The following is a 24,031-nucleotide window of genomic DNA, read 5'->3' as shown; positions in this document are numbered from 1 at the left end:
CGGACGGCGATGGACGCGCGCGCTGCCTGACGTGTCCCGCCCATCCCTGCCGACTAGATATTCATTTTCTCGTTTTTCGGATTTAGCCCGTGTTCAAGAACAGCTCTGCCGGTTACGGCCTGATCGCCATCCTGTTTCACTGGACCATGGCGGCCCTGATCCTCTTCATGCTGGGTCTGGGGCTTTACATGGCCAGCCTGCCGTTGTCGGCTCCGGCGACCTTTCCATTGTATCAACTTCACAAGTCCGTCGGCTTTGTCGTGCTGACCCTGGCGATCGCCCGGCTGGTACTGGCGACTGGTCAATCCATCGCCGCGCCTGCCCGACCATATGGGACGACTGGAGCGACTGGCGGCAGGTCTTGGGCACGCAGGGCTCTACCTGTTGTTGTTTCTCATGCCCCTGTCGGGCTGGTTAATGGTCTCGGCCTCGCCTTGGAATATCCCAACTCTTGTTTTTAATGTGATCCCGGTTCCCCATTTGCCGGTTCCCGCCGTCCTTGGTGACAAGGCGGCGGCAGAAGGCATTCTGAAAGAAGTTCACGAAAGTGCGGCGTGGTTCCTGATAGCCCTGCTGGTGGTTCATGTTGCGGCCGCCCTCAAGCATCACTTCATCGCACGCGATACAACCTTGAAACGCATGATCATCGTGTCGCGTGACACGTCCCCTCATTGAGCGATCTGAACGAAGGATTTTAGCCTATGTCTTTCTTCTCTCTTCCGCGCACGGGCACTGCTGCCTGTCTGCTTGCCACCAGCCTGATGCTCTCCAGCCCTGCCTTTGCAGCGCAGTGGAGAGTCATTCCCGAGAAATCTGTTCTGGGCTTCACGGTTCCCAGGGCGGCGACCAGATCAAGGGAATCTTCGAGAACTGGCAGGCCTCCATCGACTTTGACCCGTCGACACCTGAAAATGCCCAGATCAAGACCACGATTGATGTGACCAGCGCCCGTACCGGCAACGCGCAATATGATGAAATGCTGCCCGGCGGCGACTGGTTTGCCGCCAAGGACCATCCGCAGGCCACCTTCACCTCGCGCGAAGTTGAGCATATGACCGGGGATCAATACCGGGCCAAGGGAGATCTGGACATTCGCGGCATTTCAGAACCGGTTGTGATGGATTTTACTCTCGACGTCAGTGGTGACACAGCCCATGCCGTCGGCACCGCTACCGTCGACCGAACCTCTTATGGGCTGGGCGAGAACACGAGCTCTGCGCAAGTCGGCGAAGATGTCACCGTGACCTTCGACCTGACGGCGACCCGCACCAAGTAACCCGGTTGGCGGTTCTGTTTCTGGACAGACCGGCTCATGACTCAAAGACCTGCCCGCTTCTTTTGCCGGGCAGGTCTTTGTTTGCGGAACGTGAGGCACACAGCCTGCTGCCTTCTTTTGCGCAAAATTCAGCCTGGGGGCATTGGCCTTCTTAATGGTTATCGCGTATGAAAAGCCCATCATCCAGCGAGTCTCGGCCGCTTTGAAGCGCCGACCTTCAGCCAGACACAAGAGACAAAAGCCAATGGACGCTCTGCAAACGCCTCCGGCCTACCGCCATTCCCCCTCCTGCCGACAGGAGAAGACACCACCGAATATCGCAAACTGACCTCCGATCATGTGTCCACCCAGACCTTCAATGGCGAAGAGATGCTGGTCGTAGATCCTGAAGCCTTGCGCCTTCTGGCCGAAGAGGCCTTCAAGGACATCAACCATTTTCTGCGGCCGGGGCATCTGGCGCAATTGGCCAAGATCCTGGAAGATCCGGAAGCGACCGCAAACGACAAGTTTGTAGCCTTCGACCTGCTGAAAAACGCCAATATTGCCTCGCATGGCATTCTGCCGATGTGCCAGGACACCGGCACGGCAATCATCATGGGCAAGAAGGGCCGTCGCGTCTTTACTGCTGGCGGCGATGAGGCCGCACTGGGCGAGGGGGCCCGCGACGCCTATTTCAAGAAGAATCTGCGCTATTCGCAGCTGACGCCGATCTCGATGTTCGAGGAAAAGAACACCAAGAACAACATGCCGGCGCAGATTGAACTCTATGCCGAAGGCGAAGACGCCTACAAGTTCCTGTTCATGGCCAAGGGTGGCGGGTCTGCCAACAAGACGTTTCTGTTTCAGGGAACGCCTTCTCTGCTGACGCACGACCGCATGATCGAGTTTCTGAAGGAAAAGATCCTGACGCTCGGCACGGCCGCCTGCCCGCCGTATCATCTGGCGATCGTCATTGGCGGAACCTCCGCCGAAATGAACCTGAAGACGGCGAAGCTTGCATCTGCGCGCTATCTCGACGGACTGCCGAGCGAAGGGTCCGAGTTGGGCCATGCCTTCCGCGACAAGGATATGGAAGCCGAGATCCACAAGCTGACCCAGGCGTCTGGTGTGGGGGCACAGTTCGGCGGCAAGTATTTCTGCCACGATGTGCGCGTCATCCGCCTGCCGCGCCATGGCGCGTCTCTGCCCATCGGTCTGGCTGTATCCTGCTCCGCCGACCGTCAGGCTCTTGGCAAGATCACCAAGGATGGTGTCTTTCTGGAACAGCTGGAAATGCATCCGGAGAAATATCTGCCGGAAGTCACGGACGACCACCTCTCGGACAATGTCGTCAAGATTGACCTGACGCAGCCGATGTCTGACATTCTGGCCGAACTGTCGCGTCATCCGACCAAAACCCGGCTGTCGCTGACTGGCCCTTTGATCGTGGCGCGTGATCTGGCACACTCCAAGCTGCGCGACCGTCTGGAAGCTGGCGAGCCCCTGCCCGACTACATCAAGAACCACCCGGTTTACTACGCCGGTCCGGCCAAGACCCCGGAAGGCATGCCGTCCGGCTCCTTCGGCCCCACGACCGCAGGGCGGATGGATGCCTATGTGGACCAGTTGCAGGCAGCGGGCGGGTCCATGGTGATGCTGGCCAAAGGCAACCGTTCTGCCCAGGTGCGCCGTGCCTGTCAGGCACATGGCGGCTTCTACCTTGGCTCCATCGGCGGCCCGGCCGCCCGTCTGGCGCAGGACTGCATCAAAAAGGTCGAAGTGGTCGAGTTCGAGGAACTCGGCATGGAAGCCGTCTGGAAGATCGAAGTCGAAGACTTCCCCGCCTTCATTGTCGTCGACGACAAAGGCAATGACTTCTTCAAGGAACTCAACCTGAGCTAAATGCGCTCAAGGTCGGACACAACAAAACCCGCCAGTGGCAACGCTGGCGGGTTTTGTTGTGTCCGACACCCGCCTCCCCACCGCACCGGTCCAGACTTGACCCGAGCCTTCAAGGCAACAGGTCTCCGCGTGGTGTTCTGGAGGGGAATTACACCTCTCACAAAAACCTCGTGTGAAACAACAAACTCGCCCATGAGCAGTGTCTCTTCACGGGCTTGTGCCTCCGATATTCGCCACGTTTGTCACCTGCAATGAGGGAAGCGAAGGCAACCGGGAGATCTTCCACACGCCCCTGCGCCATCCCGGGCCTGACCCGGGATCGAAGAACCGCAAGTCCGTGGTCTTGAACGCACCGTTCACCGACCTCGTTTGCGCCATCACGAGTTCCCACATTATAAGAGAGCCAAATGGTTATACCGCCTTTGAAAGCAGGTCTTGAAATGAAGAAAATCGGCTTCTTGTCCTTCGGGCACTGGTCGTCGTCGCGCCAGTCAGGAACTCGCTCTGCGCAGGATACATTGTTACAATCCATTGATCTGGCCGTGGCAGCCGAAGAGTTGGGCGTGGATGGTGCCTATTTCCGGGTGCATCACTTTGCCCGCCAGCTCGCCTCGCCCTTTCCGTTGCTGGCAGCCGTCGGGGCGCGAACCAATCGCATCGAGATTGGCACCGGCGTCATCGACATGCGTTATGAAAATCCATTCTACATGGTGGAAGACGCCAGTGCTGCGGATCTGATCTCGCAGGGGCGCCTGCAACTGGGACTGTCGCGCGGTTCGCCGGAACAGGTGGTCGAAGGATGGCGCTATTTCGGCTACCAGCCGCAGGACGGCCAAAGCGACGCGGACATGGGACGCCATCACGGTGAGGTGTTTTTCCAACTGCTTGACGGGGACGGGTTTGCGCAGCCCAACCCCAATCCAATGTTTCCGAACCCATGCCTGGACTTTTGCGTCTGGAACCGCACTCGGCAACGCTGAAAGACCGTATCTGGTGGGGATCTGGCTCCAACAAGACGGCCGAATGGGCTGCCAAACTCGGCATGAACCTGCAAAGTTCAACCTTGAAAGATGATGAAACCGGCGAGCCGTTTCATGTGCAGCAGGCCCGACAGATCCACGCCTATCGTGCCGCCTGGAAAGAGGCAGGCCATGCCCGCACACCGCGCGTGTCCGTCAGCCGGTCGATTTTCGCACTCGTGAACGACAAGGACCACATGTATTTCGGCCATGGGCAAGACAATGACAACATCGGCTATATCGAAGATACCCGAGCCATCTTCGGGCGCTCCTATGCAGATGAACCCGATCGTCTGATCGAACAATTGCAACAGGATGAAGCGATTGCAGAAGCCGACACACTTCTGTTGACCGTGCCAAACCAGCTCGGCGTTGACTATAACGTGCATGTGCTGGAAAGCATTTTGAAATACGTGGCCCCTGCTCTCGGCTGGCGCTGAGGACAGGCTTCCCCCACAGGTCGAACACAAAAAAGGCCGGGCAATGCCCGGCCTTTTAAAATTCGTGTTTCGCGATGCGGTGTCAGGCAAAGCCTGTCGCTTCAGCGAAAAGGAGAGCCTTAAGCTTCCTGAAGGTTGTCCGCAGCGGACTTGCCCGAACGGCGGTCCTTAACAACTTCAAAGCTTACCTTCTGACCTTCGGTCAGAGAGTGCATGCCAGCGCGCTCAACAGCGGAGATGTGGACGAAAACGTCGTCGTCGCCGTTGTCAGGCTGAATGAAGCCGAAGCCCTTGGTGGTGTTGAAAAACTTAACTGTTCCGACGGTCATAACGATGCCCTTTCAATCGGTCATTATAGAGTGCTTGCCATGAACGCCACGACAAGCGATTTGGTCGACATTGATAGGGAAGATCGTATATGAGCGCGTTTGTGACGCGCGGCAACAAAGTTCGTCAAGCAAGATCGATGTCGTTCTGATACACCTTGCCCTGCGTTAGAGCAAGACCTTTCTCGGACAGAAACCGTTCACCAACACGTCATCGGCCCTTTCATCGGTGGATATGTTTCTCGCATCCTGCCGCCAAGCCACCGCCGGATCCCTTGCTCCGGACGGGAAACAAAGGCACTCTGCTCTAGCTACATCCAGTGTGTTCCCGCTCCTTTTTCCACCCTGCCATTCGTGAGATCCGCCATGTCCACTCCCCAAGATGCCGCTGCCCGGCGCGCTGTTGTCCCGGTGATCTGTTATCCGACCGAGACGTTGCCAAAGCCGGACATGCCCCGATACACAGCGGCACGCGAAACGACAGAAAAAACGGACGAATGCATTGTCGCGCCGCGCGAAGCGGCCGCCATTGACGTGCCTGCCGGTCATTTTCTGCGCATCACCAGCATTGACGGCCCCCAGGTCGGCGATCTCAATCTCTTCAACAGCGCAGACCTCAGCGAACGCTTCTTTTCCGGCAAGACCCGCGCTCTGCATGGCACGCATGTCACCACCGGCGATCAGCTCTGGTCAAATTTCCCAAGCCTGCGGCCGATCGCGACCGTGGTTGAAGATACGCTGAACTGGTACGGCATCGATGAGTTCGGCGGCTCTGTGCATGACGTGATCGGCACCCGCTGCGATCCCTACACCGGTCGTGTGCTCAATGGCGTCGACTATCATCACTGTTGTCATTCAAATCTGACCCGCGCGCTCGCTTCGGCAAGAAATCTGTCCCTCACCGAGGCCGAAGCCCTTGTCCACGATGTGCTGAACGTCTTCATGTGCACCGGCTTTACCCGCGAGACCGGTCAGTACTTCATGAAAGCCAGCCCCGTGCGTCCGGGCGATTATCTCGAACTCTTTGCAGAGATCGATCTTCTGGCGGTAATGAGCGCTTGCCCCGGCGGCGATTGCAGCACAGCACATTCCAGCGACACGGCCGCCTGCCACCCGATGCTGATGGAGGTATTCAAGCCAACCGCAGACGCGTTAACCGGCTGGACCACGCCTGCCCGCAACGCCTACGACCGCAGCCACGGTCTTTGAAAGACGACGCCCGAAGATCTCGACATCAGCGGGATTGTCTCATAAGCCTGAGAGAATGAAATCCTTTCTTGTTGATACGCTCACGACGATTGTCTTTTTCACAGTGCTGGCCGGGGTCAGCGAGCTTGTAATTGCTGGCATGAGCGTTCAACAGGTGCTGGTGGCGCGCGGGCTGATGATCCCTATCATGGTGCTCACCGGTCGGCCTTATGGGATCTGGCGCATGTGGCTGTTTCACCGCCTGCAGCCAATCACTGCGTTACAGGCCACGCTGGCAGACATTGCCGCCTTTCTCACGTTTCAGGTGCCGGTCTATGCCGTGACATTGCTGATTGCGGGCGCCTCTCTTGCAGAAATGATAAAGGCTGTCGGGTCTGCGGCCGTGCTGATGGTTGTTATCAGTCGTCCCTTTGGCATCTGCCTGGAGGCAATGCGCCGCGTTGCGCGCCTGCCCGCGGCGTGACGAGGTGCCGCATCTGTTGGTTCAGATGTCACGCACAGCCAATTCCTGAATGTTCCTTGATCTGACACATTGCCACCATACCTTCCTTGTGAGCACCCATTGCACTCTTGACGTGGATCGCGGAAACGCTAGAAGACCCGTTCGCGGCGCGCATGTCTTGTTGCCTGCCGGTTCGCCTTGGTTGATTTGCTGAAAGGCTTGAGCTTCATGAAAACGCCCTACTATCTTCTCGACAAGTCTCGCCTCAAGGCCAACATGGAAAAGATCAGCCTGGCTGCGTGAGCACTCCGGGGCCAAATCGCTTCTGGCGCTTAAATGCTTTGCCACATGGTCGGTCTTTGACCTGATGCGCGAGTATATGGATGGCACAACATCCTCGTCACTCTATGAGGTCAAGCTTGGCTACGAGAAATTCGGCAAGGAAACCCATGCCTACTCGGTGGCCTATGGCGACGACGAGATCGCCGATGTGCTCGCCAATTGCGACAAGGTCATTTTCAATTCCATCAGTCAGCTTGACCGTTTCGAAGCCCAGTCCAACGGCAAGACACGCGGCTTGCGTGTCAATCCGCAAGTGTCCACCTCGGGCTTTGATCTGGCAGACCCGGCACGGCCTTTCTCGCGTCTGGGCGAGCATGATCCCAGCCGCATCGAAACAGTGCTCGACAAGGTCTCCGGCTTCATGTTTCACAACAATTGTGAAAATGCCGATTTCGACCGCTTCAATGAAATGCTGACCCTGATCGAAGACCGGTTTGGCGCCCTCATCAGGCAGATGAGTTGGGTCAGCCTCGGCGGCGGCATCCATTTTACCGGAGAAGGCTATCCGCTGGAAAAACTTGCAGCACGCCTGAAAAGCTTTGCCGAAGACTACGACATTCAGGTCTATCTGGAGCCGGGCGAAGCGGCGATCACGGGCGCGGCCTCGCTGGAAGTCAGCGTGCTGGACACGCTGAACAACGGCAAGGACCTGGCCATCGTCGATTCCTCCATCGAAGCGCATATGCTGGATCTGTTGATTTACCGCGAGAGCGCCAAGATCGAACCCAACACCGGTGCCTACCCGGTGATGATCTGTGGCAAGAGCTGTCTGGCGGGCGATATTTTCGGGGAATTCCACTTCGAGGCCCCCGTCAAGGTCGGCGACCGTTTGTCCATCAAGGACGCAGCAGGCTATACGATGGTCAAGAAGAACTGGTTCAACGGCGTCAAGATGCCGGCCATTGCCATTCGTGAAGAAGACGGCAGCATCCGGCAGGTGCGCGACTTCGATTACAACGACTATGTAAACAGCCTGTCGTAAACCTCTGTTTATACACCAAGGCGGCGGCCCGGTGGGCCATGCCTTTACCTTTGTTTCTTGTAGATAGCGCAAGCCTCGCTCGAGATGACTGCGCAAGGCTGCACCAACCGGAGGGTTTCATCTCATGAAGAAGAACGTGCTGATCATCGGCGCTGGCGGCGTCGCACAGGTGGTCGCCCACAAATGCGCTCAAAACAATGATGTGCTCGGCGACATCCACATTGCATCACGCACCCGGTCGAAATGCGACCACATCATCGAAACCATCCGCGACAAGGGCAACCTGAAGCAGGACGGCGTTCTGGAAGCGCACCAGCTCGATGCCATGCAGGTGGCAGACACCGTGGCTCTGATCAAGACAACCGGCGTCCAGATCGTCATCAATGTTGGTACGGCCTTTCTCAACATGTCGGTGCTGGAGGCCTGCCTGCAAACCGGCGTGGCCTATATCGACACAGCCATCCATGAAGAGCCGGAGAAGATCTGCGAGACGCCGCCCTGGTATGCCAACTACGAATGGAAGCGTCGCGCCGAATGCGCAGAAAAAGGTGTCACCGCCATTCTGGGAGCAGGCTTTGATCCGGGCGTCGTCAATGCCTATGCGCGCCTTGCCAAGGACGATTACGTCGACACCATCTCCGATATCGACATCGTCGACATCAATGCCGGATCACATGGCAAGTATTTTGCCACCAACTTCGACCCGGAAATCAACTTCCGCGAGTTCACCGGCACTGTGTACGCCTGGCAGAACAACAGCCTGGACAGAGAACAAGATGTTTGAGGTCGGGCATGAGTTCGATCTGCCGGTCGTCGGCAAGCAGATGGCCTACATGAGTGGCCATGATGAAGTGCACTCCCTGTCAAAGACCATGGGATCGCCCAACGTGCGCTTCTGGATGGGCTTCGGCGAGCATTACATCAACGTCTTCACCGTGCTGAAGAACCTCGGCCTCTTGTCCGAGCAGCCCGTCAAGTTGGCTGACGGTGGAGAAGTTGTGCCGCTGAAGGTGGTCAAGGCTGTCTTGCCGGATCCTTCGTCTCTGGCCCCGAACTACACTGGCAAGACCTGCATTGGTGATTTCGTCAAGGGCACCAAAAACGACGAACCAGCAGAGGTCTTCATTTACAACGTTGCCGACCACAAGGAAGCGTTTGAGGAAGTCGGCTCGCAAGGCATTTCCTATACCGCAGGCGTTCCGCCGGTTGCCGCTGCCATTCTGGTGGCCTCAGGCGAATGGGACGCAAAGACAATGGTCAATGTCGAAGAGCTGAACCCGAAGCCTTTCCTGCATATCCTCAACAACATCGGTCTGCAGACCTACATCAAGGATGAACAGGGCGAGCGAGAGTTGCACTTCTCGTAAGAGCCCTCGTCTCGATCTCAGTCAAAAGCCTCGGAGCATCTGCTTCGAGGCTTTTTTCTTGTCCGGGCAGCGCCGCCATGGGGGGGCGCACTGCCACAATTTTCTGAATCAAATGAATCGCTTGAGGCCAATCTCTGAAAGGCTGATTCAAACTCTTCATGTTCTGATCGAATACGGACCTTTAAGCGCGGTGATGAAGTCTACCGCCTGAGCCAGCACAAGAACCGCGACGAACTGATGCAGCAGCGCCAGATCAAGCCGGACGTGCGTTAAAAGCGTGCTGATGCCCAGCACCACCTGCACCATCACCAAAAGCAGCAAGCGATAGGCCGGCATCAGAATGATGCGAGACCGGCTGACCTGATTGCAGGCCCAGAAGACGACAAGCGCCACAAGGCAGATGAGATAGGCAACCATCCGGTGCTGAAACTGCACTTCCATCGGATTTTCAAAGAAGTTTCGCCACAGTGGCGACATCACCAGCAAGCCATCCGGGACGATCTGCCCGTCCATCAACGGTAAGGTATTAAACGTATACCCTGCCCGCAAACCGGCGACCAAGCCGCCAAGAAAGATCTGGCATGGCACCAGGATCACGAAGCCCCAGGCAAGTGGGCGCAGTCTTGCAGCCTCTTGAAGGTCCGGCGCAGCGCGCGGCGACAGGCGACGGGCCAGCCAGAACAGATAAGTGAAGATCAGACAGGCGAATGTCAGATGAATGGCCAGACGGTATTGGCTGACTTCCGTCCGGTTGACGAGACCGGAGGCCACCATCCACCACCCGATACCACCTTGAATGCCGCCAAGCACAAGGCCGACGGCAAGGCGCGGCTTCAACCAGGGTTCCACCTGCCCGCGCAGCCAGAACACCAGCAACGGCACGAAGAACACCACGCCGATAAGGCGTCCCAGCAGTCTGTGGCTCCACTCCCAGAAGAAGATGTATTTGAACCCCTGCAATGTCATCCCGGCATGAACCGCCTCATACTGCGGGATCTGCTTGTATTTGGCGAACTCCTCCTGCCACTCGGCAGGGTTCAAAGGTGGAATAACACCGTGGATCGGCTTCCATTCTGTGATCGAGAGGCCCGATTCCGTCAGTACTGGTAGCCCCGCCAACGACGACCATGGCCATGATCATCGCGCAGATCACATACAGCCACCAGCGGATCATCGTCCGATTGCGCAAGATGCGCGCTTCGGCTGACACTGCGGACGGCGGCGCGGCGGTGGTCGTTGGCTGAACCTGTGATGTGTCGGACATGGCGTCTCTCTTGTTTTCGTCTTGCCACGCATTTAACGGGCTGCCGTGCAAGGCACAAGTGCGTGGCAGGCGAGCGCCCCGCAGCATTGCATGAAAATGCTCTGCCCCCGAAAGCTTGACCGACCCTCTCGCCAGCGCAACTCATATTGAGATAGGGTGGGGTGAACGATCTGGAAGAATAGCAGATGTGCGAAAGTGTCGCACCTTGAGAGAGGTTTCAGCATGTCGAGATCAATGCGCAAATTCATCGGGATGATCGCACTGGTCAGCTTTGTCGTTGTCTATGCATTGGTGGCCATGGTGATTGGCGATATTACCCTGCAATCGGCCTCTGGTGCGACCCGCTTCGGCTTCTTTCTCGTGGCCGGGCTGGTCTGGGTGATACCGGCTGGGGCGATCATCTGGTGGACCGAGCACGGGCTGTCGCTGAAACGCAAGAGCAATCGCCTCGAGACCGAGAGTGGCGCAAACGCGCAAGACCTGCCCCGCTGACGACCATCCCCCTCTCCGACAGTTGAAAACCTGCCCGCCACAAGACCGAAGTTCGTTTCGCAGCATGGGGAACTCCACACATCAAGGCTTGCGATGGCTCTCTGCCCATCCCATGATGCTGTTACAATTGCGTCTGAGGTCGTCCGGAATTAATCCGTCTCGAACTTTTCCTTCATTTTTTGACCCTAGTATATTTCACGGTCCTTGTTTTTCATCGACGCAGTCATCGGTACGTCGTTTACTGAGTTCTTTTTTAAATGAGCACGATTACAAAGTTTTTGGGGGCGAATGTGGCAGATTCCCTTGAGGAAACTTCTAAGGGTCTTTTGCTCGATACTATACGGCCTTCCGCTCTGGATTCCCGATGGACGTCACGCAGTGGCGAATTGACGCTCCAGCGCTGCGATACTCATGACGCCTTTGCAGACTGTCGCAATGCATTGGCATTTCAGGACCTGTTCGTCTCGCCCTATCAGGAACCCGAGTGGTGTCAGACATGGCACTCAGGTGCTGGGCGATAATACGCGCGACAGCTTTCTTCCGCTTGCCATTTACTGGCGCGGAGAGCTGGCCGGGCTGCTGCCCCTGACCTTGCACAAGACGCATGGCGCAACTGTTCTGCAATTTTGCGGTCAGCCGATGACCAACATGAATGGCGGCATCTGGCGTAAGAACAGCCTACCGCTGATTGATGGTCGTCTGTTTCGGGCTTTGCTGAAAGAGGTTGCCTCAGACCTTGGCGCCGATGTCATGCATTTGGCCAACCTGCCTGCCGCGCTGGATGGCATGGCCAACCCGCTCATTTACAAATCCGGAGTACCTAGCCCCAACCCCTTGCTGGTTGGTACGTTGTCGTCAGATTTCGAGGCGCACTACCGCCAGTCGGTCAAGAAGGACTCACGCAAGAAACTCAACCGCAAGGAACACGCGCTGCAAGCCCTTGAGGGCTTCCGGATCGTGGACGCCAGCACACCTGACGATGTACGGCGCGCCTTTGAGGCCATGCTGGCACAGCGCCAACTGCGCCAACAACAGACCGGTATTCCCTCAGGTTTCTCCGGTCCGTCCTGTCGGCTCTTTCTGGAGACTCTTCTGGGGCTAAATGACGCTCATCCGCAACAAAGCCAACCCTTGCTGACGATCTCATGCCTTGGAAATTGGCGGCCAGATCCGCGCGACCTACCTGAAGATCCGCCAGCCCGGCGCGCTGGCGCTCTATGCCAACAGCATCTCTCACGACGACTTGACAGCCCAAAGCCCCGGCGTTGTCCTGTTGAAGGCGCTGGTCCAGCAGGCGTGCGACGATCCGCGCCTGACCCAGGTTGATCTCGGCATTGGCGACGAGCGCTATAAGCACCATTGGTCCCGTCCTTTGACGCTTTGGGACAGCATGGTGGCCGTGTCGCTACGTGGGCACTTCTATCTCGCTCTTCTGGAGCTCAAGCAGCGTCTCAAGAAAAACATTCGAAATTCGAAACGACTGTGGCCGTTGGTCCGCAAAATCCGTGCTCGACGGGTTGCCCGCCAGCGCTCGCTTTGAGTGTGGAGAGCGCCGCACACTGAAAGACGCGTGCGATCCTCCAACCATCCATCTTGCATTGAAACGGAGTTCGACGCAGGCAGTTCAGGATCCGAGGATCTTGCGCAGCAGCGACCCGGTGGTTCGGGTTTTATCGCGCGCCTTGTCCGGTGCGACCTGCTCTTCCGCCGGCATTGCGCGTGCGGCGACAAAGGCTCCAACGATCTGCACCTTGGCGCCCGTGCTGTCCTGAAGCAACTCGGCTGTGCTTTTCAGATCAACATCATCATCCATGTTCTCGGCCATCAGATAAATGGTATCGGCGATTTTGAGCATATTGGCACTGGCCTGTGTGCCATCAATATTGCCCAGATCCACCACCAGAAAATCATAGATGCCGGAGATCGTTTCCAACGCCATGGTAAAGCGCTCACTGCTGGCAAGACTGTCACCCAAAGCCACCGAACCGGCTTGTATGAGATGGGCGGCAGAGCTGCTGTCTGGCGAGATGATCTTTGAAAAGGTTGTATGCCCCGCCACAAGATCCGAAAAGCCGACTGGCGCATCCGGTTGGCTGCGCTCAGGATAGACTTCCAGCAACAGAGCTTTAGCGCCCTGATCCGCCGCCTGACGCACCAATTCCAGCGCCTTGCGGTGCGGATGGTCAGATTCATCCACCCCGAGCACGATGACGGTTTCCCTCGCCTCGTCCGCCTCATCCTCATCGCTGAAAGACAGCGGTGGCATAGAGACCTTGCGCGCGCGCCCCGCCCCGGTGGACGTGCGGACCTTATGCTCAGACCCGGCCTGTGCCGCAGCAAGCGCCCCAGCCTCCAGCCGATCCCCATCCAGATTGAAAAGGTTCACTGCGGGCGTGCCGTTTTCCTCGGCGTGTATCTGATCGTGTGCTTGCTCACCAGCAACCTCCTTGACCTGCGCAGGTTCGACAACATCGCGGTCTGATGGCATTTCATCTACCGACTGACGCGCCGCAACATCTCCGTCGTCGTGTCCAAGAGGCACTGGCGTATCCGCCTTTTCATAGACGGCATTCTCTTCTTTCCAAGATGCGAAAGGCGCACGGTCGGTCTCTGGCTCAGGCAGATTGCCCGACTGTGGATCTGTCAAAGTCGGAGAATCCGACAAATCCGGACGCTGTTCAATCCGGCGATCCGAAAAGGGATCCGGACCACCGGGAAGAGACGGCTCACGCCATCCCCCTGGCGCCAATGCGGCGTAATCTGCACTCAGGCTCATGAGCGTCAGAAAAATCCGACCGGGTATCTGCACGCGCGACTGGATGCAGCACATCAGCGCGCAGAAAAGCCCGCATGATGACCATCGCACTGCCAAGCATCAACGTGGCCAGTGCCGCGATAATGGTGATGGGCAGGATCCGCGGCGAATAGGGTTCGTCAGGCACATTGGCGCTGGAGATGATCCGCGCATCGGCTGGCAGCGTGCGGGCCCGCAGTCGGGTCTCTGCATCGCGGTAGCTGTTGATCAGCGCGTCGAGTTGACGTTCCTTGACAGTTGCCTCGCGCTGCAGCGCTTCAAGCCGAATCTGGTCCGAATTGGTCTTGCTGACGTCCTGCTTGGTCGCATCAAGCCGACCCTTGACGTCCTGCATCTGCTGCCGGGCAAGCTGCGCATCGTTTTCCAGCCCGACCAGAACCTTACGTGCTTCATTGCGGATCAAGCGTCGGTAGTCAGCCAACTGGGACTTCAGCGCCCTGACCTGAGGATGAGACGGCAGCAACGTAGTCGAGAGCTCGGCGATTCGCGTCTGCACATCGGCCTCCCGCTCGCGCAGCCGCTGGATGAGAGGCGAATTCAGAACGTCGGTGGCGCTTTCAAGCCCATCATCGGAGCCCAGAAGCTTGCGCACCAATCCAGCCTTTGCCTCTGCCTCAGCTGCCGAAGCCTGAGCGCTGGAATACTCGGTGCTGATTTCGGATAGCTGCTGCTGGTTCAATGGCCTGTTGTTGGATCCCAGAAGCAGATCAGCCTTGGCACGGAAGTCTTCTTCCGCCTTGCGGGCGTCTGCGACTTCCTTTTTCATCCGCTTGATCTGCGGAGCTAGGGCCGTAGCGGCAAATTCATTCGTATTGCGCTTGGCCCCCGATTGCAGGGCCAGATATTCGCTCAGGATCGTGTTGGCGACCAACGCCGCTTTCTTCGGGTTTGACGATGAGTAATCGACCGCGATAACGCGCGACCCCTCGACCCGGTACACCTGCAACTTCTTGAAATAATGCTTCAGTGCCCGATCTTCCGGCGTCGCATCATCCAGATCAGTGGTGATGCCAAGCCAGCCACGCACCTTGCGCATCAGCGATGTGTCTGGCGTGTTGAATTCCGGCTCGTCCTGAAGCCCCAGCTTGTGAATGACCCGCAAACCGAGATCCGCCGACTTGAGCAATTGCACCTGCGAGCCAACGCCTTCAGGAATCGAGAATGGCACGTTCTTCTTCCGCGCCCCGCAACTCTCCTGGCAGATCCGCCTGACTTGTCTCAATCAGAACCCGAGCAGACCCCTTGTACTGTGGTGCCACAAATTGCAGGGCAATGAAGACGCCAATTCCGACAACAACCGTAAGTGGAATGAGCCAGACCATCGCGCGCAGCAATATCCTGATCAGACCGGCCAGATCCAAAGCCATGTCCTCATCATAGTTTGCGGTGTGACGGGCGTTCATACGGTACTCTCCACTGTGCTTGCCGTTATTATCTCCACCTATGGTAAGTGTTGGGTTAAGCAGCGCGCGATCAGGTGCTCCAATGCGGCATTTTTTCGGATGCATGGTTTGACAAGGATAATCTTTAGCAATTCCGCACCTCTTCATCAGTGCTTAACCATAACTTGGCAATCTCTGCATTGTGTTGCCGGAGAAAGTTCATGTTTGGTCGTGTTTTTACAATCGCATTGAGTTGCCTCATTCTGTCCGCCTGCGTCAGCAGTTCGGTTCGCCCTCCTGCGGGCTTTCATCAGACACCAACCCAATCTTACACGCTGGACTCAAATGATCAGCTGAGGATCATTGTCTACGGCCAACAGGATTTGTCGAACACCTATATTGTTGATCAGGCTGGCTCCATTGCCTTCCCGCTGATCGGAACCGTTCCTGCTCGCGGCAAGACCCCGCCACAACTGGCACGTGTCATTGCCTCGAAGCTGCGTCGTGGTTTCCTGAAAAACCCCAATGTTTCCGTTGAGGTGGTTCAGTATCGCCCCATCTTCGTCATGGGCGAAGTGCAAAGCGCCGGTCAATATACCTATGTTGCAGGCATGACCGTACAAAGTGCCATTGCAACCGCCGGTGGTTTTGGCACCAGGGCTCGTCAGACCAGCGTGCAGATCACCCGCCAGATCCATGGCAAGGATGTCAGCGCTCAGGTGCCAACGTCCGTAACGGTGCAGCCCGGTGACACGATCTACGTCAAGGAACGGTATTTCTGATCCCGCCCAAGGGACAAATCGACATCGACAAAAATGCCATGTGACACGTATTTGTTCGTAGGCAGTATTGTCGAATTAACCGGTGACTCATTTAACAGAGGTAGAGTGGCATCTGTCAGTTACGCAGAAGGGCGGTTTTGCTCCGTTGCGTCTCAGGAGAATGCAGGTGTCCCAAGGTTCCTATAGGATAATTCATTGTGTGCGTGCACCCGTTGGCGGCGCCATGCGGCACATCAAGGATCTTGCTATTGAGCAGGCCTGCGCAGGCCATCTGGTCGGGCTTGTGTGTGACAACACCAGCGGATCCTCCTTCGATGAAGCTATTCTGAATGAACTGCGCCCTCATCTGGCGTTGGGCCTCGCCCGTTTTCCCATGCAACGTCGATTGACCCCCCGCGATATTCAGGCCGGACTGGCGCTGTATCGCCATGTTCGGGACCTCAAACCCGACGTACTGCATGGCCACGGGGCAAAGGGTGGTGCTTTTTCACGCGCGATCGGCTCGTTCCTGCGCCTGCGCGGCTCGGCGGTGACACGCATCTATTGCCCGCACGGTGGCAGCCTGCATTACGACACGGCCAGCCTGCCCGGTAGAATCTACTTCACCCTTGAGCGGCTTCTGGCCCGCATGACCGACGGTTTCGCCTTCGTTTGCAAATACGAGGCCGATACATTCAAAGCCAAAGTATGCACACCAAAAGCCCCCTACAGGATCGTTTACAACGGCTTGCAGGAAGCAGAGTTTGCCCCCGTGGCACCAGATGCAACAGCGACGGAGTTCTTGTTCATTGGCACATTGCGCAAGCTCAAAGGGGTCGATGTGCTGATCAACGCCATTCATCTGTTGACCCGGCAAATGCCACGCACCGACGTGCCCCGTCTGCGAATTGTCGGAGAAGGCCCGGACGAACAGATCTTTCGTGATCAGGTCGAGACACTGGGTCTGAATGACATCATATCCTTCGAAGGGGTTCTGTCTGCGCTTACAGCTTTTCCGCTTGGGAGATGTCTCGTCGTGCCCTCCAGATCTGAGTCCCTGCCCTATATCGTGCTGGAAGGATTGGCCGCCGGGATGCCTGTCATCGCCACACGGGTTGGCGGGATACCGGAAATCTTCGGGCACCATCACCCCGCGCTGGTGCCCCCCGACAACGTTGAAGCACTGGCAACCGCCCTGAGGGAAACGGTAAGCCAGCCAGCCCAAACGCAAGCCCGTACGCTTGAACTGCAAGCCCACCTCCGGGAAGCCTTCTCGGCGGTAACCATGTCAAACAACATTCTGTCTCTCTACCAGCTTTCCAGTCGCAAATCCGGGGCAGCTAACCGTATCTAAATGGTAATCCCTCAAACGAGATGTCTGAGGCTTGCCGCAAATTATTGAAAAGAGCGATGACCGAAATTCTAGATGATCGTGGAGATTTGAACGAGCGCAGCACTTTCCTTGCTTCAGAAGCAAAGGAGGCGCTCCGTTCTGCGTCATCGGATGCGCCGACCTCTGGCAAGCTGAATGACAAGGCACGGCCCACATCTGGCGCAACAGAAGGCGCCCGTTTTTCATCTACGACGCCTGCTCATGAAACCGGGTCGGCACGTCTGTCTGATGCCGCGTTGAAGGCAGCCGAAACACTGTCCGACAACGGCGTCTCCATACCAGTGCTCACCGGGACATTGCGGCTGGTCGATCTTCTTTGTATCGCACTCGGCTGCTTTGCTTCGGATCTGGTCGCCCGCACCGCCTTCGACAGCTCACAACTCGTCAGCTTCGTCCTGGCAAGTGTGTTTGCCGTCATCCTGTTTCAGGCTGCCGATGTCTATAATGTCTCTGTCATGCGACGCAATATCGGCCAATTCCTGCGCATCGCCATTGCCTTGGTCCATTGCCTTTGCCGCAGTGATCACATTGCACTTGACACTGAACATAGCCTCTGGCCTGCCACGCGCATGGACCGACAATTGGTTCCTGACAACGCTTGTCTGCCTGATTGGCGCGCGGTTCCTGACCTATTTACTGGTACGGCGCTGGACGCGCATTGGCCGCCTGGAACGGCGAGCAATCATCGTTGGCGGAGGTCAGGCCGCAGCCGATCTCATTGAAGAGATCACCAGTCAGCCCGACAATGACATCCGCATCTGTGGCATTTTCGATGACCGCAACAATGACCGGTCTCCGGCAATTGTCTCCGGCTACCCCAAGCTTGGCACTGTCGCCGATCTTGTGTTGTTTGGCCGCAAGGCGCGACTCGACATGCTGCTCGTCTGCATTCCCTTGCGCGCCGAAACCCGTGTGACCCAGTTGATGAAACGCCTGTGGGTGCTGCCCGTCGATATTCGTCTGGCCGCCCACAGCGGCAACGCGCAGTTTCGTGACCGTGGCGCGTCCTTCGATGGCACAGTGCCTTTCGTCGATGTTCAGGAGCGCCCGATTGCCGACTGGGACTCCGTCCTGAAACGCGGCTTCGACATCATCTTCGCATCGCTGTTCCTCGTCCTGCTGTCACCAGTCATGCTGGGAGCAGCCCTTGCCATCCGCATGGACAGCAAGGGGCCTGTGCTGTTTCGCCAAAAGCGGTATGGCTTCAACAATGAAATCATCGATGTTCTGAAATTCCGCTCGATGTATCATGACATGGCCGATGCCGCGGCTGCCAAGGTGGTGACAAAAGGCGATCCCCGGGTCACCCGTGTTGGCCGATTCATCCGTAAGAGCTCCATTGACGAATTGCCCCAGCTCGTCAACGTGCTGAAAGGGTCTCTGTCGTTGGTGGGACCGCGCCCACATGCCGTCAACGCCCACACGGACAACAACACCTGGGATCTGGTGGTAGATGGCTACTTTGCCCGCCACAAGGTGCGCCCCGGCGTCACCGGCTGGGCACAGGTCAATGGCTGGCGCGGCGAGGTCGACAAGCCGGAGAAAATCCAGAAACGGGTGGAATTCGACGTCTATTATATCGAAAACTGGTCAGTGCTGTTCGACCTCAAGATCCTGCTGATGACGCCGTTCTGTCTGCTGAACACGGAGAACGCCTATTGAACGCTGGTCTGGAGGAGAGCATATCGCACAGCCGCGCCAAGGCGCAGCCGCCCCGCAAGCTGATCCGCGTGTCCAGCCTTGCGAATGCGGCCCTGTGGTTTGCCATCTTTCTCTCCGGCTTTGTGCGCTATCAGCCCGCCCCTTATGAATTCTTTATGACTGGACTGCTGACCGTCTGGCTGATGGCCGGACTCAAGATCAGACCAGAGTTCGGCCCGCTTCTCGTTTGCCTGATGCTTTATATCGCCGGGGGCATCGCCTCCATCCCGCAAGTCAGCGCAGGCGGTTTGAGCGAGGCGATCCAATACATAATCATCTCGGCCTTTCTTGCGATCACGGCGGTGTTTTTTGCCGCCATCATCGCCGACAAGCCCGAGCGCAGCCGCATTATCGAAAAAGCCTATATCGTCACAGCCGTCATCGTGGCGCTGTCCGGAATTGCTGGCTACTTCCATCTCTTCCCCGGCGCAGGCGCCCTGACGCGCTACGGCCGCGCGATGGGCACGTTTCAAGATCCCAACGTCTATGGACCATTTCTGGCACTTCCCGCCGTTCTGATCATCAAGCGCATTCTGACCAACCCAATCGCCAAGACCCTCCGGCTGTGGTTGCCGCTTTTCATCATCGTTCTGGGGCTGTTCCTGAGCTTCTCGCGCGGCGCATGGATGGTGCTGACCGTCTCGGCGCTGGTCGTCTACGTGCTGACACTTTGGAACGAACGCCACAGCCTGAAGCGCATGCGACTGGTGGGATTGGGACTTGCCGGCTTCCTCAGTATCTGTCTGCTGATCGGCGGCATTCTGTCCATCGGTAGCGTCGATCAGATGTTCCAGCAACGCGCCAAGCTGGTGCAATCCTACGATGGATCACGTCTTGGGCGGTTCGCCCGCTATTCCATCGGCTTTGAAATGGTGATGGACAAGCCACTGGGCCTTGGCCCGCGGGAGTTCTCGCATATCTTCGGCGAAGACGAGCACAATACCTACCTGAAAGGTTTCACCACCTACGGCTGGCTGGGCGGACTGACCTACCTGCTGCTGGTGGGCTGGACCGTCGCCCGTCTGTTCCCTCTCACCTTTCAAAAGCGACCATGGACGCCCTTCGTACAAGGGGTGTTCGCAGTGCTGATTGCCCACGTCCTGTTGAGCTGCATCATCGACACAGATCACTGGCGACATTACTATATGATCTTTGGCCTCGTCCAGGGCTTCATTGCTGCCAACAGGCTTGAACAAAAGCGCCGGATCACCCACAAGAACTTGCCGACAGGACCCGCAGATCGGCTTGCACTTTCAACCGGAAACCGCTAGGAAGGCGGCAACGGGCAGTAGCGCAGTCTGGTAGCGCACTTCACTGGGGGTGAAGGGGTCGTCGGTTCGAATCCGGCCTGCCCGACCAATCATTTCAAAGATTTATATCGGTTGAGCCGACAGCGTTGCTCAGAAACGATCCGGCGCCTGCAACGCGCCATTGATCTTGAAACAGCTTAAGCGACAGTATCCAACGAGACAACAATTCCATGCGATACTGGCGCATTGGCATGAGAGGCCATGCCCTGACTGTTCTGCCACAAGGCATGTCCCAGGTCAGCTTGATCTGTTGAGAGCGTCGTCAAAAAGCCGCGCCTGCGCGTTAGCTCACCTGATCTAAAATGCGCTTGCATTCCAGCAGCTCGAAGAGCGTGTTCTGCAACCGATCGTGGTCTTCCTGAGACAGTTTCGGCGCAGGTTTACCACCGTCTTTGTCCGCCCAGAAGCGCTCGATAAACCGAGAGGGACCAGATGTGTGCCGCTCATCAGCCTCATCATCCGGCAAAACGTCGCGCGGGATGACAGCAAGTTCTGCTTCTTCAACCAGTGGTGCCCCCTGATCGGCCAAGGCCGAGGGGCGCGCCGCTGTTTGCGCCATCTCTGGCGAGGTAACAAGTGCCGGTGACAATTGCTGTGGATGCGCAGCCGATTGGGACTGCGATTCGCGTCGTGTCGGAGACGCCGAGAGATGTCCCTCACTGCTGCGCGATCGTGAATCCGAGGCACCACCCACACGGCGGAGCTCGCCGTCAGGCTGTAGCAACGCCACAGGCACGCCATCCGTTGCCCGCCAGATTTGCATGACGAAGCGCGGCCCCTGCTCTTTCAGGATCCGTTGCACACCTTTGATGGTGTAGCCTTCACTGTAGAGAAGATGACGAATGCCGCGCAGCAACTCAACATCGTCTGGGCGATAATACCGACGACCGCCGCCGCGTTTTAGCGGCTTGATCTGAGAAAAGCGCGTTTCCCAGAAACGAAGAACGTGTTGCGGAAGATCCAGATCCTCCGCAACCTCGCTGATCGTTCTGAAAGCGTCCGGGCTCTTGTCCGGGCCACTCATCGCACCACTCCTGATCCGTTTGCTTCAATCAGGAGACGCTGAGAGCGTCATTGATGTGCTGCTTGAGGACGTTGCTCGGCTTGAAAACCATGACACGACGTGGGGAAATCGGCACTTCCTCACCCGTTTTCGGGTTACGGCCAATGCGCTCGCCCTTGGAGCGGACCACAAACGAACCGAAGGACGATAGTTTGACCGACTCGCCTGTCAGCAAACATTCGGAGATCTCGGAGAGAACCCGTTCGACCAATTCAGACGATTCCGTGCGTGACAGCCCAACCTTTTGGTAAACGGCTTCACAAAGATCTGCACGCGTAACGGTCTTGTTTCCCATAATCTCTCCTCGCCGACACTGCGATCTGACTGAAAATGCAAGAGAACTTTAAATATACAAGCACGGTATTGCCTCTTTGAAAAGGGGTCAACACCTACTCTTACGTCACGTAATCTTTTCCAGTTTCCCTGCTGGCATTACATTCGTACCAACACGGACCCCCAAGTGAAGCCTCCGCCCATGGCTTCCAGAAGGACCAGTTGTCCCTTGTTAACGCGGCCATCCCGCACAGCTTCGTTCAACGCAAGCGGGATGGACGCCGCAGAGGTGTTGCCATGCTTGGGCACCGTCATCACAACTTTTTCCATGGGAATGTTGAGCTTGCGTGCGCTTGCATCGATAATTCGCTTGTTGGCCTGATGTGGAACGAACCAGTCCAGATCGTCCGCATTTAGGCCTGTTGCCGCAAAAGCATCAACGATCACATCCGTGATCATGCCAACGGCATGCTTGAAGACTTCTCGGCCTTCCATGCGCACGTGACCGGCTGTCTGCGTTGAGGACGGACCACCATCGACATAAAGCTTGTCGCGGTGCTGGCCATCCGAGCGCAAATGACAGGTCAGGACACCGCGATCCGCCGTGGTCCCCTCGCCTTCCTGCGCTTCAAGAACAACCGCTCCGGCGCCATCACCGAACAGCACGCAGGTTGTACGATCTTCCCAGTCAAGAATGCGGGAAAACGTCTCGGCGCCAATCACCAGAGCGCGTTTTGCCAGGCCACCGCGCAGATAAGCATCGGCCGTTGTCAATGCATAGACAAACCCCGAACACACGGCTTGCATGTCGAATGCCGCACCATGGTGAATGCCAAGCTTGGCCTGAACGGTGACAGCGGTGGCTGGAAACGTATTGTCCGGAGTAGCGGTCGCAAGGATGATCAGATCAATATCCTGAGCATCAATCCCGGCGTTTTCGAGAGCGGCCTTGGCCGCTTCATAAGCCAGATCAGATGTCAATTCGCCATCGGCGGCGATATGACGCTGCTCAATGCCGGTGCGCTGCACAATCCACTCGTCGGAGGTGTCCACGATCTTTGCAAGATCATCATTGGTCAGGCATTTCGCCGGCAAATAGCCGCCGCAGCCGATAATAGTCGAACGAATCACGCTCACAAATCACCCTTCCGAGGTCGTCACACCCGGGGCGTGCTGACCACTATGATAATTGACAAGATCATGTGCGATCTTTTTCTTCAGTTCGTTCTTGGCCATGTCATAGGCCAGATCGATGGCGGCGGCGAAGCCTTCTGCATCGGTGCCGCCGTGGCTCTTGATCACGATCCCGTTGAGGCCGAGGAAAACGCCGCCATTGACCTTGCTCGGATCCAGCTTCTCCCGCAACCGTTCAAAGGCACCACGCGCCAGAATATAACCCAGACGCGACATGAAGGTCCGCTTCAGGGCAGCGCGCAGATAGCCGCCAATCTGCTTGGCAGTGCCTTCTGCCGTCTTCAGGGCAATGTTGCCGGCGTAACCTTCTGTCACCACAACGTCGACTTCGCCCTAGCCAATGGAATCGCCCTCGACAAAGCCACAATATTCAATCGTCGGCAGGTCGGATTCACGCAGCAGACGTCCCGCCGTGCGAACCTCGTCCTGCCCCTTGATTTCTTCTTCGCCGATATTAAGAAGCCCGACCTTGGGGCGTTCCGTGCCAAACAGCGCACGCGCCATTGCCCCGCCCAGAATGGCAAAATCAATGAGCTGCTGCGCATCTGCGCCAATAGTCGCGCCGACATCAAGCACAACGGATTCACCGCGCACTGTTGGCCAGATGGCCGCAATTGCGGGGCGCTCGATATTGGCAATCGTGCGCAGGCAGAATTTCGACATGGCCATCAGTGCACCAGTATTGCCCGCAGACACGGCAACCATGGCCTCTTCGTCGCGGACAGCCTGCACCGCACGCCACATGCTGGAGTGCTTGCGGCCCTAGCGCAACAGCCTGCACTCGGCTTGGCATCCATCCCGATCGACACTTCACAATGTTCGAACGTCGAGGCATCGCGCACCCGAGGATATTTGTCCAGAAGCGGTTTCACGACATCTTCCTTGCCGAAGAGCAGGAAGTGGATATCCGGATGACGGATCAAAGCAATTTCGGCGCCGGGGAGAACAACCTCCGCGCCGTAGTCGCCGCCCATCACATCGAGAGAAATTGAAATGGTTTTCGCCATAGAGAGGTCTTTAAGAAGTCCCTTGCCTTAGCCACTGTTTGCTGAGTTCCCGGTCTGTTTTCCGGGGCCAAACTGCCGATTGAAACAGGTGG

The 24,031-nt window shown here is 57.2% G+C and carries 17 protein-coding genes, 1 tRNA gene and 7 pseudogenes; 16 read left to right on the top strand and 9 right to left on the bottom strand.

From position 1 onward, the window contains the following. The first annotated feature begins 146 nt into the window (after window positions 1-146). The 4 genes and pseudogenes from AC0L7U_RS18020 (at window position 147) to AC0L7U_RS18005 (ending at window position 4,616) form a co-directional block, all read left to right on the top strand. Window positions 147-675 (top strand): annotated as a pseudogene (locus AC0L7U_RS18020) (cytochrome b). A gap of 115 nt (window positions 676-790) precedes the next feature. Then, window positions 791-1,276 (top strand): YceI family protein, encoded by a 486-nt coding sequence (locus tag AC0L7U_RS18015; protein ID WP_473692666.1) that lies wholly within the window; start codon window positions 791-793, stop codon window positions 1,274-1,276. Between the two features lie 288 nt (window positions 1,277-1,564). Beyond that, window positions 1,565-3,157 (top strand): fumarate hydratase, encoded by a 1,593-nt coding sequence (locus tag AC0L7U_RS18010; RefSeq protein ID WP_473695894.1) that lies wholly within the window; start codon window positions 1,565-1,567, stop codon window positions 3,155-3,157. Between the two features lie 440 nt (window positions 3,158-3,597). After that, window positions 3,598-4,616: pseudogene (locus tag AC0L7U_RS18005) on the top strand (LLM class flavin-dependent oxidoreductase). 119 nt (window positions 4,617-4,735) lie between these two features. Here AC0L7U_RS18005 and AC0L7U_RS18000 read toward each other — a convergent pair. After that, a complete protein-coding gene (locus AC0L7U_RS18000) occupies window positions 4,736-4,945 on the bottom strand; it encodes a cold-shock protein (RefSeq protein ID WP_473692665.1) in 210 nt (69 codons plus the stop codon). A gap of 363 nt (window positions 4,946-5,308) precedes the next feature. Here AC0L7U_RS18000 and AC0L7U_RS17995 point away from each other — a divergent pair, with 363 nt between their 5' ends. From AC0L7U_RS17995 to AC0L7U_RS17980, 4 genes and pseudogenes are all read left to right on the top strand, one after another. Then, complete coding sequence (locus tag AC0L7U_RS17995) at window positions 5,309-6,151, top strand: urea carboxylase-associated family protein (protein ID WP_473692664.1); 843 nt, start codon at window positions 5,309-5,311, stop codon at window positions 6,149-6,151. Between the two features lie 55 nt (window positions 6,152-6,206). Next, a complete protein-coding gene (alaE, locus tag AC0L7U_RS17990) occupies window positions 6,207-6,614 on the top strand; it encodes an L-alanine exporter AlaE (protein ID WP_473692663.1) in 408 nt (135 codons plus the stop codon). A 207-nt stretch (window positions 6,615-6,821) separates the two neighbouring features. Then, window positions 6,822-7,917: pseudogene (gene nspC, locus AC0L7U_RS17985) on the top strand (carboxynorspermidine decarboxylase). A 124-nt stretch (window positions 7,918-8,041) separates the two neighbouring features. Further along, window positions 8,042-9,284: pseudogene (locus tag AC0L7U_RS17980) on the top strand (saccharopine dehydrogenase family protein). Window positions 9,285-9,440: 156 nt separating this feature from the next. Here AC0L7U_RS17980 and AC0L7U_RS17975 read toward each other — a convergent pair. Next, a pseudogene (locus AC0L7U_RS17975) lies at window positions 9,441-10,458 on the bottom strand (COX15/CtaA family protein). 312 nt (window positions 10,459-10,770) lie between these two features. Here AC0L7U_RS17975 and AC0L7U_RS17970 point away from each other — a divergent pair. The 3 genes and pseudogenes from AC0L7U_RS17970 to AC0L7U_RS17960 all read left to right on the top strand — a co-directional run bounded on the left by AC0L7U_RS17970 (window position 10,771) and on the right by AC0L7U_RS17960 (window position 12,580). After that, window positions 10,771-11,040, top strand: a complete 270-nt coding sequence (locus tag AC0L7U_RS17970) for a DUF2842 domain-containing protein (protein ID WP_473692662.1) — start codon at window positions 10,771-10,773, stop codon at window positions 11,038-11,040. A 411-nt stretch (window positions 11,041-11,451) separates the two neighbouring features. Then, window positions 11,452-12,078 (top strand): annotated as a pseudogene (locus AC0L7U_RS17965) (GNAT family N-acetyltransferase); the annotation flags it as partial. 112 nt (window positions 12,079-12,190) lie between these two features. After that, on the top strand, window positions 12,191-12,580 hold the full coding sequence (locus AC0L7U_RS17960) for a GNAT family N-acetyltransferase (protein WP_473692661.1): 390 nt from the start codon (window positions 12,191-12,193) through the stop codon (window positions 12,578-12,580). An 84-nt stretch (window positions 12,581-12,664) separates the two neighbouring features. Here AC0L7U_RS17960 and AC0L7U_RS17955 read toward each other — a convergent pair whose 3' ends face one another. From AC0L7U_RS17955 to AC0L7U_RS17945, 3 genes are read right to left on the bottom strand one after another with little or no spacing between them, the layout of a single operon-like run. Then, a complete protein-coding gene (locus AC0L7U_RS17955) occupies window positions 12,665-13,816 on the bottom strand; it encodes a hypothetical protein (protein WP_473692659.1) in 1,152 nt (383 codons plus the stop codon). Further along, on the bottom strand, window positions 13,767-15,023 hold the full coding sequence (locus tag AC0L7U_RS17950) for a GumC family protein (protein WP_473692657.1): 1,257 nt from the start codon (window positions 15,021-15,023) through the stop codon (window positions 13,767-13,769). Before AC0L7U_RS17950 ends, AC0L7U_RS17955 begins: the two co-directional genes overlap by 50 nt. Further along, window positions 15,004-15,258 (bottom strand): Wzz/FepE/Etk N-terminal domain-containing protein, encoded by a 255-nt coding sequence (locus tag AC0L7U_RS17945; protein WP_473692655.1) that lies wholly within the window; start codon window positions 15,256-15,258, stop codon window positions 15,004-15,006. Before AC0L7U_RS17945 ends, AC0L7U_RS17950 begins: the two co-directional genes overlap by 20 nt. Before the next feature lie 200 nt (window positions 15,259-15,458). Between AC0L7U_RS17945 and AC0L7U_RS17940 the strand changes: the two genes are divergently transcribed. The 5 genes from AC0L7U_RS17940 to AC0L7U_RS17920 all read left to right on the top strand — a co-directional run bounded on the left by AC0L7U_RS17940 (window position 15,459) and on the right by AC0L7U_RS17920 (window position 20,451). Continuing rightward, window positions 15,459-16,019, top strand: coding sequence for a polysaccharide biosynthesis/export family protein (locus AC0L7U_RS17940; RefSeq protein WP_473692653.1), 561 nt, complete (start codon window positions 15,459-15,461; stop codon window positions 16,017-16,019). 199 nt (window positions 16,020-16,218) lie between these two features. Further along, window positions 16,219-17,352, top strand: a complete 1,134-nt coding sequence (locus AC0L7U_RS17935; RefSeq protein WP_473692652.1) for a glycosyltransferase family 4 protein — start codon at window positions 16,219-16,221, stop codon at window positions 17,350-17,352. Between the two features lie 573 nt (window positions 17,353-17,925). Continuing rightward, window positions 17,926-19,053: an undecaprenyl-phosphate glucose phosphotransferase gene (locus tag AC0L7U_RS17930; RefSeq protein ID WP_473692650.1), complete on the top strand. Its 1,128-nt coding sequence runs from the start codon at window positions 17,926-17,928 to the stop codon at window positions 19,051-19,053. After that, complete coding sequence (locus AC0L7U_RS17925; RefSeq protein ID WP_473692648.1) at window positions 19,050-20,363, top strand: O-antigen ligase family protein; 1,314 nt, start codon at window positions 19,050-19,052, stop codon at window positions 20,361-20,363. Before AC0L7U_RS17930 ends, AC0L7U_RS17925 begins: the two co-directional genes overlap by 4 nt. A gap of 11 nt (window positions 20,364-20,374) precedes the next feature. Further along, window positions 20,375-20,451: transfer RNA gene (locus tag AC0L7U_RS17920), tRNA-Pro, on the top strand. Window positions 20,452-20,685: 234 nt separating this feature from the next. Here AC0L7U_RS17920 and AC0L7U_RS17915 read toward each other — a convergent pair. The 4 genes and pseudogenes from AC0L7U_RS17915 to plsX form a co-directional block, all read right to left on the bottom strand. Continuing rightward, window positions 20,686-21,426: a MerR family transcriptional regulator gene (locus tag AC0L7U_RS17915; RefSeq protein WP_473692646.1), complete on the bottom strand. Its 741-nt coding sequence runs from the start codon at window positions 21,424-21,426 to the stop codon at window positions 20,686-20,688. Window positions 21,427-21,454: 28 nt separating this feature from the next. Next, a complete protein-coding gene (locus tag AC0L7U_RS17910; protein ID WP_473692644.1) occupies window positions 21,455-21,760 on the bottom strand; it encodes an integration host factor subunit alpha in 306 nt (101 codons plus the stop codon). Between the two features lie 137 nt (window positions 21,761-21,897). Further along, entirely contained in the window at window positions 21,898-22,875 is a 978-nt protein-coding gene (locus tag AC0L7U_RS17905; RefSeq protein ID WP_473692642.1) for a beta-ketoacyl-ACP synthase III, read from the bottom strand. 3 nt (window positions 22,876-22,878) lie between these two features. After that, window positions 22,879-23,939 (bottom strand): annotated as a pseudogene (gene plsX, locus AC0L7U_RS17900) (phosphate acyltransferase PlsX). Window positions 23,940-24,031 lie beyond the last annotated feature (92 nt).

The sequence above is a fragment of the Roseibium sp. 10G30-5 genome (assembly GCF_055809635.1).
This window is presented reverse-complemented; position numbering and strand designations above follow the sequence as displayed.